Below are 14,632 nucleotides of genomic sequence, written 5' to 3' on the forward strand. Positions count from 1 at the left end.
AGGACCGGTTCCAGCAAGAAAACAAGAACTGCTTCGATGAGGACATCGCTATGCAAACCAAACTCTTGATCAACGGCCAGCTTGTCACCGGCGAAGGCCCCGCCCAAGCGGTATTCAACCCGGCGCTGGGTCGGGTACTGGTAGAAATCAACGAAGCCAGCGAAGCCCAGGTCGATGCCGCGGTGCGGGCTGCCGATGCCGCCTTCGAAGGCTGGTCGCAGACTCCACCAAAAGACCGCTCGCTGCTGTTGCTCAAACTCGCCGACGTCATCCAGGCCCACGGCGAGGAACTGGCCAAGCTGGAATCGGACAACTGCGGCAAGCCCTACAGCGCCGCGTTGAACGACGAGATCCCGGCGATTGCCGATGTATTCCGTTTCTTCGCCGGCGCCAGTCGCTGCATGAGCGGTTCGGCCGGTGGTGAATACCTGCCGGGCCACACCTCGATGATCCGCCGCGACCCGGTCGGCGTGATCGCCTCCATCGCACCGTGGAACTATCCGCTGATGATGGTCGCCTGGAAAATCGCCCCGGCGCTGGCAGCCGGTAATACCGTGGTGCTCAAGCCGTCGGAGCAAACCCCGCTGACTGCGCTGCGTCTGGCAGAACTAGCGTCGGAGGTTTTCCCGGCGGGCGTACTCAACCTGGTCTTCGGTCGTGGGCCTACAGTCGGTAGCCCGTTGGTCACCCACCCGAAAGTTCGCATGGTCTCGCTGACCGGCTCCATCGCCACCGGTTCGAACATCATTTCCAGCACCGCCGACAGCGTCAAACGCATGCACATGGAACTGGGCGGTAAAGCCCCGGTGATCATCTTCGACGACGCCGACATCGACGCCGCCGTTGAAGGTATTCGCACCTTTGGTTTCTACAATGCGGGCCAGGATTGCACCGCCGCTTGCCGCATCTACGCCCAGGCCGGCATCTACGAAAAATTCGTCGAGAAGCTTGGCGCAGCCGTCAGCAGCATCAAGTACGGCCTGCAGGATGACCCGTCCACCGAGTTGGGCCCGCTGATTACCGCCCAACATCGAGACCGTGTAGCCGGTTTCGTCGAGCGCGCCATCGCGCAACCGCACATCCGCCTGATCACTGGCGGCAAAGCAGTGGAAGGCAACGGTTTCTTCTTCGAACCAACGGTGTTGGCCGACGCCCGGCAGGACGACGAGATCGTCCGCCGCGAGGTGTTCGGGCCGGTGGTGTCGGTGACCTCATTCGCCGATGAAGCACAAGTGCTGGCGTGGGCCAACGATTCGGACTACGGCCTGGCGTCGTCGGTCTGGACGTCCGATGTCGGCCGCGCTCACCGCCTCGCCGCCCGTTTGCAGTACGGCTGCACCTGGGTGAATACGCACTTCATGCTGGTCAGCGAAATGCCCCACGGCGGTCAGAAACTGTCCGGCTATGGCAAGGACATGTCCATGTACGGACTGGAGGACTACACCACCGTGCGACATGTGATGTTCAAGCACTAACGCAGACCTTGTAGCAGCTGCCGAAGGCTGCGTTCGAGCGCGCAGCGGTCGCAAAAAGGTCCACAGTGATCTTCCTGAACGATCGGGGTGTTCAACATACGACCGCTTCGCGGCCGAACGCAGCCTTCGGCAGCTGCTACAGAAAAACGCTTCACGGTAATTCAGACCACAACAATAACCACCGATCCGGGTTGAGCCGTCATGGCCCAGCCACGGTATCGGACATCCGAAATCTGCCGATTTTCCGGAGCATCAACGCCATGACTGCACTACCTGAACTCCCTGCAATAACCGCCGACAGCGATGCCGAGCAGTTACGCAAGCTGGGCTACACCTCGAACTTCAATCGCAGCATGAGCCTATGGGAAAACTTCGCCCTGGGCTTCACCTACCTCTCCCCTGTCGTAGGGGTTTATACCCTGTTCGGCTTGTGCCTCGCCGCCGGTGGCCCGCCGATGTTCTGGGCGTATTTGCTGGTCGGTTGCGGCCAACTGCTGGTCTGCCTGATTTTCGGTGAAGTAGTGTCGCAGTTCCCGATTTCCGGTGGCGTCTACCCGTGGGCTCGCCGTTTGGTCGGCAAACGCTGGGCGTGGATGGTCGGCTGGATCTACTCCATTGCCCTGTGCGTCACCATCGCGGCCGTTGCGGTCGGTGCCGGTCCTTACCTGGCGGCGATGATGGGCTTTGAACCGAGCAACAACACCAACATCGTCATCGCCCTGGTGCTGACGCTGTTCGCCACCCTGGTGAACCTCAGCGGCACCAAAGTGCTGGCGCGCATCGCCATGTTCGGCTTTCTCTGCGAGCTGGTCGGTGCGGTGGTCGTCGGCGTGTACCTGTTGGTCTTCGAACGCCATCAGCCACTCAGCGTGCTGTTCAACACCTTTGATATCCGTGTCGACGGTTCCTACCTGCCGGCGTTCCTGACCGCCTCCCTGGCCGGGATGTTTCTGTACTACGGCTTCGAGGCCTGCGGTGACGTGGCCGAAGAAACCCCGAACCCGAGCAAGCAGATTCCGGTGGCGATGCGCATGACCATCTACATCGGCGGCATCGCGGCGATGTTCGCCTGCCTGGCGCTGATTCTTGCGGTGCCGGACATGCAAGCGGTGATCAACGGCACCGACAAGGACCCGGTAACCACCATCCTCAATAACGCCTTCGGTCCGGTCGGTTCGAAAGTGGTGATGGGCGTGGTGATGATTTCCTTCATCTCCTGCGTCATCAGCCTGCAAGCCGCGGCCAGTCGTCTGCTGTATTCCTACGCTCGTGACGAAATGGTCATTGGCAGTGCACTGCTGAAAAAGATTTCACCGACGACTCAGGTTCCGGTTGCCGCACTGTTCGTGTCTGGCGTCCTGCCAGCGCTGATCATCGCCCTCGGTTTTGTCCTGCAAGACGCCGTCGCCACCATCGTCAGCTTTGCGGCCATCGGCATCTATCTGGCGTTCCAGATGATCGTGCTCGCCGCCCTCTACGCCCGCGCTCGCGGCTGGAAACCCAGCGGCAAATTCACCCTGGGCGCCTGGGGCCTGCCGGTGAACATCGGCGCGCTGGTCTATGGCGTGGGCGCCATCATCAACATGGCCTGGCCACGTACCCCGGATGCCGCGTGGTACATCAACTACGCCATGGTCTTGAGCACTGCCATCGTGATTGGCCTGGGGCTGCTCTATATGTGGCTCGGTAAACCGTATGACCACGGCACCGCCCCTGCGGGTGATGCCTGGAAAGTCAGTCGGTATTGACTGACAACTACTAGAGGGAGCAAGCATTCGGCAACACATCGCTCACTCTCTCCAGCACCTGCCCCGCTAAGATTTCCTGACACCGAGCGCACAACGGTGATTGACTGAAATCTTGGCAGGGCCTAGGGTGTTTACGTCGTTTACAATGTATACACCTTCACAGGAGAGCCGCGATGGCCTCGCCCGTTTTGTCCTTTCGAGTCGAAGAGAATCTTGCCCAGCAACTGGATCAGCTTGCAGCAGCGACCGATCGTGACCGTCAGTACCACCTCAAGCGCGCACTGGTGCGTTATGTAGAAGCCGAATCCTGGCACCTGCAAGCAATCAGCGAAGGTATTGCCGATGCCGATGCTGGAAAACTGACCGATCTGGACGCCGTGAAGGCTAAGTGGGCAAATCGTGCCGAGAGTCGCACTGACCGAGAAAGCTGAGAGTGACCTGGACGCCATTCATGAACACTATTGCGGGCTGATTGGCACATCCGCTGCCAACGATGTGGTGACAAGCATCCTCAACACCTTTGGCCAACTTGAACTGTTCCCCGGCTCCGGGCGTCCTTCACTGGTACCGGATATACGTGAATTTGTTCTGAATCAGCTTCCATTTGTTGCACCTTATCGCCTGGTACTCGGCCAAGTGCAGATCCTGCGAATATTGCATGAACGAACCGAGCGTAATCAGGAGTGGTGACACTCAATGCAATCGGAGCTGGTGCACAAGACAAACAGCCCCCCCATAAGCGGATATGGGAGGTGCCGTCAACCCGCCTCAAAACCGCGAAACACGGTGCATCGCATCCGCCAGATAGCGCATTGCAATCCGGTCATTCTCCGATAACGCTCGATACTGCTCGACGAGTTTCGCCTCCTCTGAATTCAGCCGGCGAGACCTTCGCGAGAGGCTCAAGCCTGAGAAAATCCCTAAAAACCCGATGAAGCTTTGCGCTTTTTCCATGGACGATATCCCTCTGCACGTGAACTGAAACTTCAGATACCTCATCGCCCTGCTCCTTCTTCAGCAGCGACCGGCACCTGCCAGACTGCTGCTGAACGTTCACCGGCCTCAAGGGCAAAGGCCGGTCATGAGCCTAAGAATAGGGACAAAAAAACGTTTGCGAGCTGTTTTTAGAGTAATTAGTCAAATAAATGAAAACGCTTATTTGAAACACTAAGTCGGTTTGAACGACAGCTGAATATCCTCGGAGGGCCAGCTCATACAATTGCACGTCTGGCGTTGCAAGTAACACGCAGCCCTGGCACGGCCTGTGGGAATTTTCCAGGAAACGCACACTAATCATTTTCGAGTTATTTCGAACGCTTTATCTTATTGGGCATCTGTTTAGAATCCGACGCGTTTGGCCGAAGGCTTGTCCGAACCACACATTTTGATCCGTATCGCAGCCAGGAACGCCGCGGGATCGTCCACCACAGGTTGTCCTATGCACCGCAGGAATTTGCTCAAAGCCTCCATGGCCATCGCTGCCTACACCGGCCTTTCGGCCACTGGATTGCTGGCCGCACGGGCCTGGGCCGGGACGGCCGACGGCGAGGCCCAGACCTTCGACTTCGAGGCGTTGCAGGCACAAGCCAAGCAACTGGCCAGCAGTGGTTATGCCGACACCAAGCAGGTGTTGCCGCCGACGCTGGCGAACATGACGCCGCAGCAGTTCAACGCGATTCAGTACGACGCCAGACATTCGCTGTGGAATGACTTGAACGGGCAACTCGACGTGCAGTTCTTCCACGTCGGCATGGGCTTCAAGCAACCGGTGCGCATGTACAGCGTCGACCCCAAGACCCGTCAAGCGCGGGAGGTGCATTTCCACCCGTCCCTGTTCAATTACCAGAACAGCGGCGTCGATACCGCGCAGCTCAAGGGCGACCTGGGCTTTGCCGGGTTCAAGCTGTTCAAGGCCCCGGAGCTGGATAAACATGACGTGGTGTCGTTCCTCGGCGCCAGCTACTTCCGTGCGGTGGATAACACCGGCCAGTACGGTTTGTCGGCCCGTGGCCTGGCGATCGACACCTACGCGAAGAAGCGCGAAGAATTTCCGGACTTCACCAAGTTCTGGTTCGAAACCCCGGACAAGGACAGCACCCGTTTCGTGGTCTATGCCCTGCTCGACTCACCGAGTGCCACCGGTGCCTACCGCTTTGACATCGACTGCCAGGCCAATCAGGTGGTGATGGCCATTGATGCACACGTCAACGCGCGCACGGCCATTGAGCAACTCGGTATCGCGCCGATGACCAGCATGTTCAGTTGCGGCACTCACGAGCGGCGCATGTGCGACACCCTTCACCCGCAGATCCACGACTCGGATCGGCTGGCGATGTGGCGTGGTAATGGCGAATGGATCTGCCGCCCGCTGAATAACCCGGCGACCCTGCAATTCAACGCCTTCGCCGACACGGACCCGAAAGGCTTTGGACTGGTGCAGACCGACCATGAGTTCGACAGCTATCAGGACACCGTCGATTGGTACAGCAAGCGCCCGAGCCTGTGGGTCGAGCCGACCACCGCCTGGGGCGAAGGCTCTGTCGACCTGTTGGAAATCCCGACCACAGGCGAAACCCTGGACAACATCGTGGCCTTCTGGACCCCGAAAAAACCGGTGGCCGCAGGCGACTCGCTGAGCTACGGCTACAAGCTCTACTGGAGCGCCCTGCCGCCGGTGGGCACGCCGTTGGCACGGGTCAATGCCACGCGTTCGGGCATGGGCGGTTTCGTCGAAGGCTGGGCCCCCGGCGAGCACTATCCGAAAGTCTGGGCGCGGCGTTTTGCGGTCGACTTCACCGGCGGCGGACTGGATCGCTTGCCTGAAGGCACCGGCATCGAACCGGTGGTCACGGCGTCGAGCGGTCAGGTCAAGGATTTCAATGTGCTGGCGCTGGATGACATCAAAGGCTATCGAATCACCTTTGACTGGGTCCCGACCGATGACAGCGTGGCGCCGGTGGAACTGCGCTTGTTCATCCGCACCCATGACCGGACGTTGAGCGAAACCTGGCTGTACCAGTATTTCCCGCCAGCACCGGACAAGCGCAAGTACCCGGATTGGGCGGCGTCATAAGATAAGTGGCGTCTGGACGGGCCCCATCGCGGGCAAGCCTTGCTCCTACGGAATCTACCTCGTCGACCCCGCTCCCCCGTAGGAGCTGAGCTTGCTCGCGATGAGGCCAGTAAAGCCGATAAAAATTTCCGCCAGACAAGCAAGCCCCGGCCAAACAACCGGGGCTTTTGGTTTTTGCAGCTTCACTCAGTCCCGCAAATCCGACTCATGAATCGGCTGATCGCGGCTCGTCGCCCGTTGATACTGCGCCGGCCAGATGGCCTTGCGTCCGCCCAGGTCATCGTCGGCGTGCAGTGGCCAATAGGGATCGCGCAACAGTTCGCGAGCCAGCAGGATGATGTCGGCCTGACAGGTGCGCAGAATGTGTTCGGCTTGCGCAGGTTCGGTAATCAATCCGACGGTGCCGGTGGCAATCCCTGACTCCTTGCGCACACGCTCGGCAAACCGCGTCTGATAACCCGGCCCGGTCGGGATCTCCGCATTCGCCGCAGTGCCGCCTGATGACACGTCGATCAGATCGACCCCCAACGCTTTCAAGCGCCGCGCCAACTCTACGGTTTCATCCGGGTTCCAGCCATCTTCGACCCAATCGGTGGCCGATACCCGAACGAACAAGGGCAACTCTTCAGGCCAGACCGCGCGTACCGCCTCGGTCACTTCCAGCACCAGACGAATGCGGTTTTCGAAAGACCCGCCGTACTGATCACGGCGCTGATTGCTCAACGGCGACAGAAATTGATGCAGCAGATAGCCATGAGCCGCGTGCACTTCAACCACTTTGAAGCCTGCGGTCAGTGCACGCTTGGCCGACTCGACGAACGCCTGAATCACCTCGGCGATCTGCGCCTCGGTCAGTGGTGTGGGGGGCGTGTGTTGAGGGTCGAAGGCAATCGGCGAGGGGCCGACCGGGGTCCAGCCGCCATCCGCCGGTTTGACACTGCCATGTTTGCCCAGCCACGGCCGGTGGGTGCTGGCCTTGCGTCCGGCGTGGGCCAGTTGAATACCGGCAACGGCGCCTTGGGCGGTGATAAAGCGGGTGATGCGTTGCAGTGGTTCGATCTGTTCATCGTTCCACAGGCCCAGGTCCTGAGCGGTGATCCGACCCTCGGCGGTGACTGCCGTGGCTTCGGTAAATATCAGGCCGGCCCCACCCACGGCACGGCTACCGAGGTGGACCAGGTGCCAGTCATTGGCCAGTCCATCGACGCTGGAGTATTGGCACATCGGCGACACCGCGATGCGGTTGAGCAGGGTCAATTGGCGAAGGGTATACGGTTCAAGCAGCAGACTCATGGGGCACCTCTCAAATCAGTGGGCAGGCTCCAGGGTTCTGTTTGAATAGTCGACGAGTGACAGGAAAGGATGCGGCACCCGCCCCCGCGGGTAAAAAATGGACAAAACGTCACAAGGCCAATCAAGCAGTGATTAGAGCCTAGTCGACATCGGGGGATCAGGGAGGGTTCAAGAAATGAAAGCACATAGTTTGAGCGCAACATCAAACCTGTGGCGAGGGAGCTTGCTCCCGTCGGCCGGTCCGCGTTCGCGCGCAGCAGTCGTAAAACTATTCACCGAAATGCGTCAGACAAAACGCACTTAGGGCCGCTCCGCGCCCCAGCGGGAGCAAGCTCCCTCGCCACAAAGGCCCCATTGAAATTTCTGCTGGAACCGGGCTCAGCGCGGTTCGATGTGGGCAATCATTAGCTGGACGGTTTCCTGGCCACGGAACTCGTTGACGTCGAGCTTGTAGGCCAGTTCGACCCAGCGAATGGTCGGGTTCGGCCAGACGTCGCGGTCGATGCCAAACGCAATACCGTCGAGCTTCACCGAACCACATTCGCTTTTCAGCACTACCTTGAGGTGGCGTTCACCGACCACTCGCTGCTCGACCAACTGGAACACCCCGTGAAACAGCGGCTCCGGGAAGTGTTGGCCCCAAGGACCGGCATGGCGCAAGGCGCGGGCCAGTTCCAGGTGAAACTCTTCGACTGCCAGGGTGCCGTCCGACAGCAAACGCCCGGTCAGGTCCTCTTCACGCATTTGCCGGCGAACTTCAGCGTCGAAAGCTTCGGCGAACAATGGAAAGTTCGCTTCCGGTAACGTCAGGCCCGCCGCCATGGCGTGACCACCGTACTTGCTGATCAGCGTCGGATGTTGCGCCGCCACCACACTCAAGGCGTCACGAATGTGAAAGCCCTGCACGGAACGTCCCGAGCCCTTGAGCATGCCGTCGCCTGCATCGGCAAAGGCAATAGTCGGACGGAAATAGCGCTCTTTCATACGCGAAGCAAGGATTCCGATGACACCCTGGTGCCACTCGGCATCGAACAGGCACAAGCCGAACGGCATCGACTCCAGCGGCAAGTCCTTGAGCTGGGCCAACGCTTCGCGCTGCATGCCCTGCTCGATGGATTTGCGGTCCTGATTCATCCCATCGAGTTGCGCGGCCATTTCACGGGCCAGTGCCACGTCTTCGGTCAGCAGGCACTCGATGCCCAGGCTCATGTCGTCCAGACGCCCCGCCGCGTTCAGGCGCGGGCCGAGGATGAACCCCAGATCGGTCGAGGTGATACGCGAGTGATCACGCTTGGCCACTTCGAGAATCGCCTTGATGCCCGGCCGAGCCCGGCCGGCGCGAATCCGCTCCAGGCCCTGATGCACCAGGATCCGGTTGTTGGCATCCAGTGGCACCACGTCGGCGACGCTGCCCAGCGCCACCAGATCCAGCAATTCGCCGATGTTCGGCTGCGGCCTGCTCTCGTACCAGCCCAGGCTGCGCAAGCGTGCACGCAACGCCATCAGCACATAAAAAATCACCCCGACCCCGGCCAGCGCCTTGCTTGGGAACTCACAACCGGGCTGGTTCGGATTGACGATGGCATCGGCCAACGGCAGCTCGTCACCGGGCAAGTGGTGATCGGTGACCAGGACCTTGAGCCCGGCCTGTTTCGCCGCCGCCACGCCCTCGACGCTGGAAATGCCGTTGTCCACGGTGATCAGCAACTGCGGCTCGCGCTGCAACGCCACCGCGACGATTTCCGGGGTCAGGCCGTAGCCGTACTCGAAGCGGTTGGGCACCAGATAATCGACGTGGGCCGCGCCCAGCAGACGCAGTCCCAACAGGCCAACGGTACTCGCAGTGGCGCCATCGGCATCGAAGTCGCCAACGATCAGAATCCGCTGACGCTGCTCCAGTGCCACCACCAGCAAGTCCACCGCCGCCTCGATACCCTTGAGCTGTTGATACGGGATCAAGCGCGCCAGGCTCTTGTCCAGTTCCGCCTCAGACTGCACGCCCCGCGCCGCGTATAAACGGGTTAGCAGGGGTGGAATATCACCGAGGAATGGCAGGGTGTCAGGCAATAGGCGAGGTTCGATGCGCATGAGGTGACAGGTGCTTCTCTTGAATACGTAGGATAAAACCGGATGATGCGATCCTGCAGCGAAAAATCAGCCGCGCTCGCCGGCCAACCATTGCAGCTGGACTTCGTGTTGACCACGGTCGTCGGTGACGAAGATCGTCCCTTCGCTGATCATCACGTCCCACTTGATAACGCGGGGCATGTCCTTGGCCAGGGTTTCCAGAACTTCCTGAGGCACCGCGGCAATGTTGACGTTTTTCAGGTTTTTGACTGCTGGCACCACTTTGCCTTCCCAAACGCGCAGGCTGCCGTAAGCCAACAGGCTGGTGCGTTCGGTACGACGCGAGCACCAGGTCAGGCGATCGGCATCTGGCTGGCCGACTTCGATCCAGTGCAGAACGCGGTCATCCAGGCTCTTTTCCCACAGGGCCGGCTCGTCCACTTCCGACAGACCACGACCAAAAGACAGCTGCTCGTTGTACCAGAGGGCGTAGGCCAACAGCCGCACAGTCATGCGCTCTTCGGTTTCCGAAGGGTGGCGGGCGATGGTTTGCTTGACGCTCTCGTACACGCTGCGGTCGAGGTCGGTAAGGTTCAGTTCAAACTTGTAGGTCGTGGACGGCTGGGCCATGAACGGGCTTCTTGATACGAGGAAAGGCGGCAAGTCTAACCGATGCCGGGGTCAATCAACGAATCATGACGGCCATCAAGCGTGGGCGATGAGCTCCGGCCTATGATAAAACGATCTACTCGCTCAGCCTTTGTCCTACAGGATTGACCATGCCGCTCACCGCCAAACCCCTTGCCGGCCTGAAAATCATCGAACTCGGCACTTTGATCGCCGGCCCTTTCGCCTCGCGTATTTGTGCCGAGTTCGGCGCCGAAGTGATCAAGATCGAATCTCCGGACGGCGGTGACCCGTTGCGCAAGTGGCGCAAACTCTACGAGGGCACTTCGCTGTGGTGGTTCGTCCAGGCGCGCAACAAGAAGTCCCTGACGCTGAACCTCAAGCACCCCGACGGCCTGGCAATCCTCAAGCAATTGCTCGGCGAAGCCGACATCCTGATCGAAAACTTCCGCCCCGGCGTGCTGGAAAAACTCGGCCTGGGCTGGGAGGTGCTGCATGCGCTGAACCCGAAACTGGTGATGGTCCGTCTATCGGGCTTTGGCCAAACCGGGCCGATGAAGGATCAACCGGGCTTTGGCGCGGTGGGTGAGTCCATGGGCGGTTTGCGTTATATCACCGGGTTCGAGGATCGACCGCCGGTGCGTACCGGGATCTCCATCGGTGACTCGATTGCCGCGCTCTGGGGCGTGATCGGTGCGCTGATGGCCTTGCGTCACCGTGAGGTCAACGGTGGTCAGGGGCAAGTGGTGGACGTGGCGTTGTATGAAGCGATCTTCGCCATGATGGAAAGCATGGTCCCGGAATTCGATGTATTCGGGTTTATCCGCGAGCGCACCGGCAACATCATGCCCGGCATCACGCCCTCCTCCATCCACACCAGCGCCGACGGCAAGCACGTGCAGATTGGCGCCAATGGCGATGCGATCTTCAAGCGCTTCATGCAGACCATTGGCCGCGACGACCTGGCCAACGATCCAGCGCTTGCCAGCAACGATGGCCGCGATAGCCGTCGTGATGAACTGTATGGGGTCATTGATCGCTGGGTCAGTTCGTTGCCGCTGGATGCGGTGATCGAGCAGTTGAACCAGGCCGAAGTGCCGGCCAGTCGGATCTTCAGCGCCGAAGACATGTTCAGCGACCCGCAATTTCTTGCCCGGGAAATGTTCCTGCAAGCCAAGCTGCCCGATGGAAAAGACTTCAAGATGCCGGGCATCGTGCCGAAACTCTCGGAAACACCGGGCGCTTGCGAATGGGTTGGCGCGCAGCTCGGTGAACATAACGTGCAGGTGTTGAGCGAGCTTGGCTATGACGTGGAACAGATCGCGCAACTGCGTGCAGATGGGGCTATCTAAACTGCAGGGGTTGTCAGCCATTCGCAGAGGCGCGGCGCAGTACCTGCGTGTGCTGGGTTTCGGCACAACGCTAGCATGCCTGCTGGCAATCCCCTCGGCCGCTCAAGCCAAGGACACGTTGATCTGGTTGCTACGCGATCTGCCGCCGCTGACGATTGTCGAAGGGCCACAAAAAAACCAGGGCGTGATCGACCGGTATTTACCGCAATTGATCGCCAGCATGCCCGAGTACCAACACACAACCTTTCAGGTCAACCGCGCGCGCGGCATGCAAATGCTCCTGGAACCCAGCTTCACCTGCGACCCTTCGCTGCTCTGGAGCGCGGAACGGGCAAAACGGATCGTCTACTCCATCGCGGCCTATCGAGTCCCTGGCAACGGCATTGTGATACGCCATGCGGACCGCGAAGCGCTTGCGCCCTTCATCATCGGCAACAGCATTGATCTGGAGCGACTGCTGGCGCATCAGGACAAGAAACTGGGAGTGGTCGCCGAACGCAGTTACGGCCAGGTCGTTGACCGCCTGCTGCAACAGGCACCGAGCAACAGCCTGGCAGCCCATTACGGTAACGATGCTCTTGGCAGTCTGCTGCAAATGCAGCGCCTGGGTCGTTTGACCGCCCTGCTGGGGTACTGGTCGGAAATTCGTTATCAGGCGCAACAGCAAGGAATCTCGCCCGATGAACTGGAGTTTTTCCCGATTCGCGGCACGGACAAGTACCAGTCGACTCATATTGCTTGCTCGGATACCGAGCAGGGCCGTCAGGCCATCGCTCACATCAACAAAATATTGCGCGGATCGGGGCAGACCAGGCTGGTCGAGTTTTACGCCCAATGGCTCGACCCGAAAATGCGCAGCGAGTACCTGGAAGATGCCAAGAGGTTTTTCCAGAATGAGACACCCTGACCAAACGCCAGGCAAAAGAAACCCCGAGAAGTGGGGAGACGACTCGGGGTTAAACGTGGCCTACAAAGACCCGCCCAACAAGCGACAAGCACCGGAGCACAATGCTCGCTCTTGTTGATACAGGGTCTGACTAACCTGATTGCGCGAAGGTTCCCGCAAAAAACAAATCAGCTTCTGCCAGCCAGACGTTTGTCTTGCGCAACATTGCGCAGAGCCGCAATCACGCTGGGTTCCAGCCGTCCCTCGGCGATCAACACGTCGCGGTGCAATCCGTCGACAACATCCGTCAGCAACCGTTTATCCGTGAACTGCGCCTGATTGAACTCACGCTCAACCACGATAGCGCCAGCAGTACTCTTCAATGTCACCAGGCATTCGCCATGGGTACCTGACGGGGTCAGTGTTACCTGATACGGGCTCAATGCCTCACCCAGCAATAGGCTGATACTTTCCATCTCGATCACCATTCAATAGTCCGAAAACAAAGTGCCAAGGGCGTGATAAATGACCACTGGCCCGAGAAGAAAGTTCTGAACTCGACTGACGGTATGTCGCTTTTACCCTGAGTCTTCAGAGCATGCATGGGAAAGATGACAAGAAAAAAACAGCAGGTTAACAGCGTCAGCCAGGCACATAACGCTACCGACCATGGGTATCGGTCCAGCCGCCCACGACACCTCGCAGCAAACCTTCGGCGCTATAGAACGGCACCGTCCACTGATAAATATCCCTTACACCACTGTTGAACGTCAGTTGGCGCTCGGTAAACCGGTTTTTCCGACTGCTGAGTTGATCCATGATTTCCGCGTGCAGAAGCTCGGCCGTCGAGGCAGGCAAAACGTCGACCTCTGTCAGGCGTTTTCCCTGCATCTGGTCGAAGCGGGTCGACAAATGCTCTTCATAGCTCTTGTTGCACATGATCAACCGCCCCTCCAGATCCCGTACAAACACCGGATCGGGCATGGCATCCATCAAGGCATGCTGGAACGCCAATTGATCACCAAGCCCTTGCTCGGCTTTCAGTCGCTGCTTGATCTGCATGCTCAGCCGCTGGTTCCACAGCAGTGAAATCAGCCCAAACAAACTCGCGAAAAATACTCCCCAGCAACCCCACTGGTAAAACCGCTGCCACAGCGAGGGTGGCTGACTGGGCACTACGCCGCTGAGCCACTTGGAACGAATGGCTCGCAACTCTGCCGGAGGAAAAGCCTCGAGCGCCTTGTTGAGAATGCTCAACAGCTGTGGCTGCCCTTTGCGCAGGGCGAGATGGTCGGCCTCCCACATACCTTCGATACTTGGGCCGATCGCCAGCCGGCCTGCAGGGTACAGGTGGGCGCCCGTTTCATTTTCAATAGTGACGTCGGCTTCGCCGCTTTCGACCAGGGCGCGTGCCTCGGCGTAGGTTTTCACCGAGCGCAGCTCGATCTGTGGATAGTCACGGCGGATGCCGGCCTCCAGCGCATGCCTGGCCGGTAGCGCCAGAACCTTGCCCGAAAGGTCCTCTAACGAATCGACCGAAGCAGCTCCGGCCCGCCCGACGAACACCCAGCCAGCCCCGCCAAAGGCATGGCTGAAATCCAGAAAGCCTTTGCGTTCATCGTTCACCGACAGTGTCGTGTTCATGTCTGCCTTGCCACTTTCCAGCAGTCCGAGCAGGTGTTCGGTCGAGAACGACTCTTCATGAACAAACTCCAGCCCGGTCATCCGCGAAAGACGTTGGAGAATGTCGTTGTTCAGACCGCTCCATTGACCGTGCTCATCCTTGAACAAGTACAACGGGAACTGCACCGACCCGACGATCACTCGCCGGTGCTCGGCTATCCATTTGAGCTCGTGAGCCTCAAGCTTGAGACCGTCATGACTGTCGGCAGACCTTACGTCCAAAGCACCGAGTTGAGCCGCCAATGCACAATGCCCAAGCCCCATGGCACTCAATAAAAACACCCAGCACAAAGCCGGCTTTAATCCATTAAAAAACCACATGCCTACTTCCTTCACGTCCACTCACCCATCCTTGAGGGGCGAAACGACGACAAGTGTGCCATGCAGAAATGAGAAAGCCCGTCAGGAGACGGGCTTCAAAATGTGAC

Annotated in this window: 13 protein-coding genes; 7 read left to right on the top strand and 6 right to left on the bottom strand. The window is 59.3% G+C overall.

Annotation, left to right across the window (positions count from 1 at the left end; all coding sequences use genetic code 11):
* Positions 1 to 50: 50 nt before the first annotated feature.
* The 4 genes from AABM55_RS23610 (at position 51) to AABM55_RS23625 (ending at position 3,913) form a co-directional block, all read left to right on the top strand.
* A complete protein-coding gene (locus tag AABM55_RS23610) occupies positions 51 to 1,475 on the top strand; it encodes a gamma-aminobutyraldehyde dehydrogenase (protein ID WP_347927909.1) in 1,425 nt (474 codons plus the stop codon).
* A 260-nt stretch (positions 1,476 to 1,735) separates the two neighbouring features.
* Positions 1,736 to 3,223: an amino acid permease gene (locus AABM55_RS23615; RefSeq protein ID WP_347927910.1), complete on the top strand. Its 1,488-nt coding sequence runs from the start codon at positions 1,736 to 1,738 to the stop codon at positions 3,221 to 3,223.
* 173 nt (positions 3,224 to 3,396) lie between these two features.
* Positions 3,397 to 3,654 carry a CopG family ribbon-helix-helix protein gene (locus AABM55_RS23620; RefSeq protein ID WP_054593838.1) on the top strand — a complete coding sequence of 86 codons (258 nt, stop codon included), beginning with the start codon at positions 3,397 to 3,399 and terminating at the stop codon, positions 3,652 to 3,654.
* Positions 3,623 to 3,913, top strand: coding sequence for a type II toxin-antitoxin system RelE/ParE family toxin (locus AABM55_RS23625; protein WP_347927911.1), 291 nt, complete (start codon positions 3,623 to 3,625; stop codon positions 3,911 to 3,913). The genes AABM55_RS23620 and AABM55_RS23625 overlap by 32 nt, the downstream gene beginning before the upstream one ends.
* A gap of 78 nt (positions 3,914 to 3,991) precedes the next feature.
* Here the strand turns inward: AABM55_RS23625 and AABM55_RS23630 are convergent, their stop codons facing one another.
* Positions 3,992 to 4,177, bottom strand: a complete 186-nt coding sequence (locus AABM55_RS23630; RefSeq protein WP_054598171.1) for a hypothetical protein — start codon at positions 4,175 to 4,177, stop codon at positions 3,992 to 3,994.
* Between the two features lie 484 nt (positions 4,178 to 4,661).
* On the opposite strand from AABM55_RS23630, the gene AABM55_RS23635 reads away from it, so the two are divergent.
* Positions 4,662 to 6,296: a glucan biosynthesis protein D gene (locus tag AABM55_RS23635; protein WP_054593839.1), complete on the top strand. Its 1,635-nt coding sequence runs from the start codon at positions 4,662 to 4,664 to the stop codon at positions 6,294 to 6,296.
* Between the two features lie 186 nt (positions 6,297 to 6,482).
* Here the strand turns inward: AABM55_RS23635 and AABM55_RS23640 are convergent, their stop codons facing one another.
* From AABM55_RS23640 to AABM55_RS23650, 3 genes are all read right to left on the bottom strand, one after another.
* Positions 6,483 to 7,589 carry an NADH:flavin oxidoreductase/NADH oxidase gene (locus tag AABM55_RS23640; protein ID WP_054593840.1) on the bottom strand — a complete coding sequence of 369 codons (1,107 nt, stop codon included), beginning with the start codon at positions 7,587 to 7,589 and terminating at the stop codon, positions 6,483 to 6,485.
* Positions 7,590 to 7,967: 378 nt separating this feature from the next.
* Positions 7,968 to 9,677: a single-stranded-DNA-specific exonuclease RecJ gene (recJ, locus tag AABM55_RS23645; protein ID WP_054593841.1), complete on the bottom strand. Its 1,710-nt coding sequence runs from the start codon at positions 9,675 to 9,677 to the stop codon at positions 7,968 to 7,970.
* 66 nt (positions 9,678 to 9,743) lie between these two features.
* Positions 9,744 to 10,286: a YaeQ family protein gene (locus tag AABM55_RS23650; protein WP_054593842.1), complete on the bottom strand. Its 543-nt coding sequence runs from the start codon at positions 10,284 to 10,286 to the stop codon at positions 9,744 to 9,746.
* A 149-nt stretch (positions 10,287 to 10,435) separates the two neighbouring features.
* Between AABM55_RS23650 and AABM55_RS23655 the strand changes: the two genes are divergently transcribed.
* Together AABM55_RS23655 and AABM55_RS23660 are read left to right on the top strand one after the other, a co-directional pair.
* Positions 10,436 to 11,635: a CaiB/BaiF CoA-transferase family protein gene (locus tag AABM55_RS23655; RefSeq protein WP_054593843.1), complete on the top strand. Its 1,200-nt coding sequence runs from the start codon at positions 10,436 to 10,438 to the stop codon at positions 11,633 to 11,635.
* Positions 11,589 to 12,542, top strand: coding sequence for a TIGR02285 family protein (locus AABM55_RS23660; RefSeq protein WP_347927913.1), 954 nt, complete (start codon positions 11,589 to 11,591; stop codon positions 12,540 to 12,542). The genes AABM55_RS23655 and AABM55_RS23660 overlap by 47 nt, the downstream gene beginning before the upstream one ends.
* A 167-nt stretch (positions 12,543 to 12,709) precedes the next feature.
* Here the strand turns inward: AABM55_RS23660 and AABM55_RS23665 are convergent, their stop codons facing one another.
* Positions 12,710 to 12,997 (bottom strand): DUF3509 domain-containing protein, encoded by a 288-nt coding sequence (locus AABM55_RS23665; protein WP_054598172.1) that lies wholly within the window; start codon positions 12,995 to 12,997, stop codon positions 12,710 to 12,712.
* 184 nt (positions 12,998 to 13,181) lie between these two features.
* Entirely contained in the window at positions 13,182 to 14,525 is a 1,344-nt protein-coding gene (locus AABM55_RS23670; protein WP_347927914.1) for a transporter substrate-binding domain-containing protein, read from the bottom strand.
* Positions 14,526 to 14,632 lie beyond the last annotated feature (107 nt).

This window comes from Pseudomonas helvetica (assembly GCF_039908645.1).
In the GTDB taxonomy this organism is placed as follows: Bacteria; Pseudomonadota; Gammaproteobacteria; order Pseudomonadales; family Pseudomonadaceae; genus Aquipseudomonas; species Aquipseudomonas helvetica.

Bases quoted from the DNA above. Each gene is read 5' to 3' on its own strand.
- AABM55_RS23615 (WP_347927910.1), top strand. From the start codon at position 1,736: ATGACTGCACTACCTGAACTCCCTGCAATAACCGCCGACAGCGATGCC.
- AABM55_RS23640 (WP_054593840.1), bottom strand. From the start codon at position 7,589: ATGAGTCTGCTGCTTGAACCGTATACCCTTCGCCAATTGACCCTGCTC.
- AABM55_RS23620 (WP_054593838.1), top strand. From the start codon at position 3,397: ATGGCCTCGCCCGTTTTGTCCTTTCGAGTCGAAGAGAATCTTGCCCAG.
- AABM55_RS23630 (WP_054598171.1), bottom strand. From the start codon at position 4,177: ATGGAAAAAGCGCAAAGCTTCATCGGGTTTTTAGGGATTTTCTCAGGC.
- AABM55_RS23635 (WP_054593839.1), top strand. From the start codon at position 4,662: ATGCACCGCAGGAATTTGCTCAAAGCCTCCATGGCCATCGCTGCCTAC.
- AABM55_RS23610 (WP_347927909.1), top strand. From the start codon at position 51: ATGCAAACCAAACTCTTGATCAACGGCCAGCTTGTCACCGGCGAAGGC.
- recJ (WP_054593841.1), bottom strand. From the start codon at position 9,677: ATGCGCATCGAACCTCGCCTATTGCCTGACACCCTGCCATTCCTCGGT.
- AABM55_RS23660 (WP_347927913.1), top strand. From the start codon at position 11,589: ATGACGTGGAACAGATCGCGCAACTGCGTGCAGATGGGGCTATCTAAA.
- AABM55_RS23655 (WP_054593843.1), top strand. From the start codon at position 10,436: ATGCCGCTCACCGCCAAACCCCTTGCCGGCCTGAAAATCATCGAACTC.
- AABM55_RS23670 (WP_347927914.1), bottom strand. From the start codon at position 14,525: ATGTGGTTTTTTAATGGATTAAAGCCGGCTTTGTGCTGGGTGTTTTTA.
- AABM55_RS23650 (WP_054593842.1), bottom strand. From the start codon at position 10,286: ATGGCCCAGCCGTCCACGACCTACAAGTTTGAACTGAACCTTACCGAC.
- AABM55_RS23665 (WP_054598172.1), bottom strand. From the start codon at position 12,997: ATGGAAAGTATCAGCCTATTGCTGGGTGAGGCATTGAGCCCGTATCAG.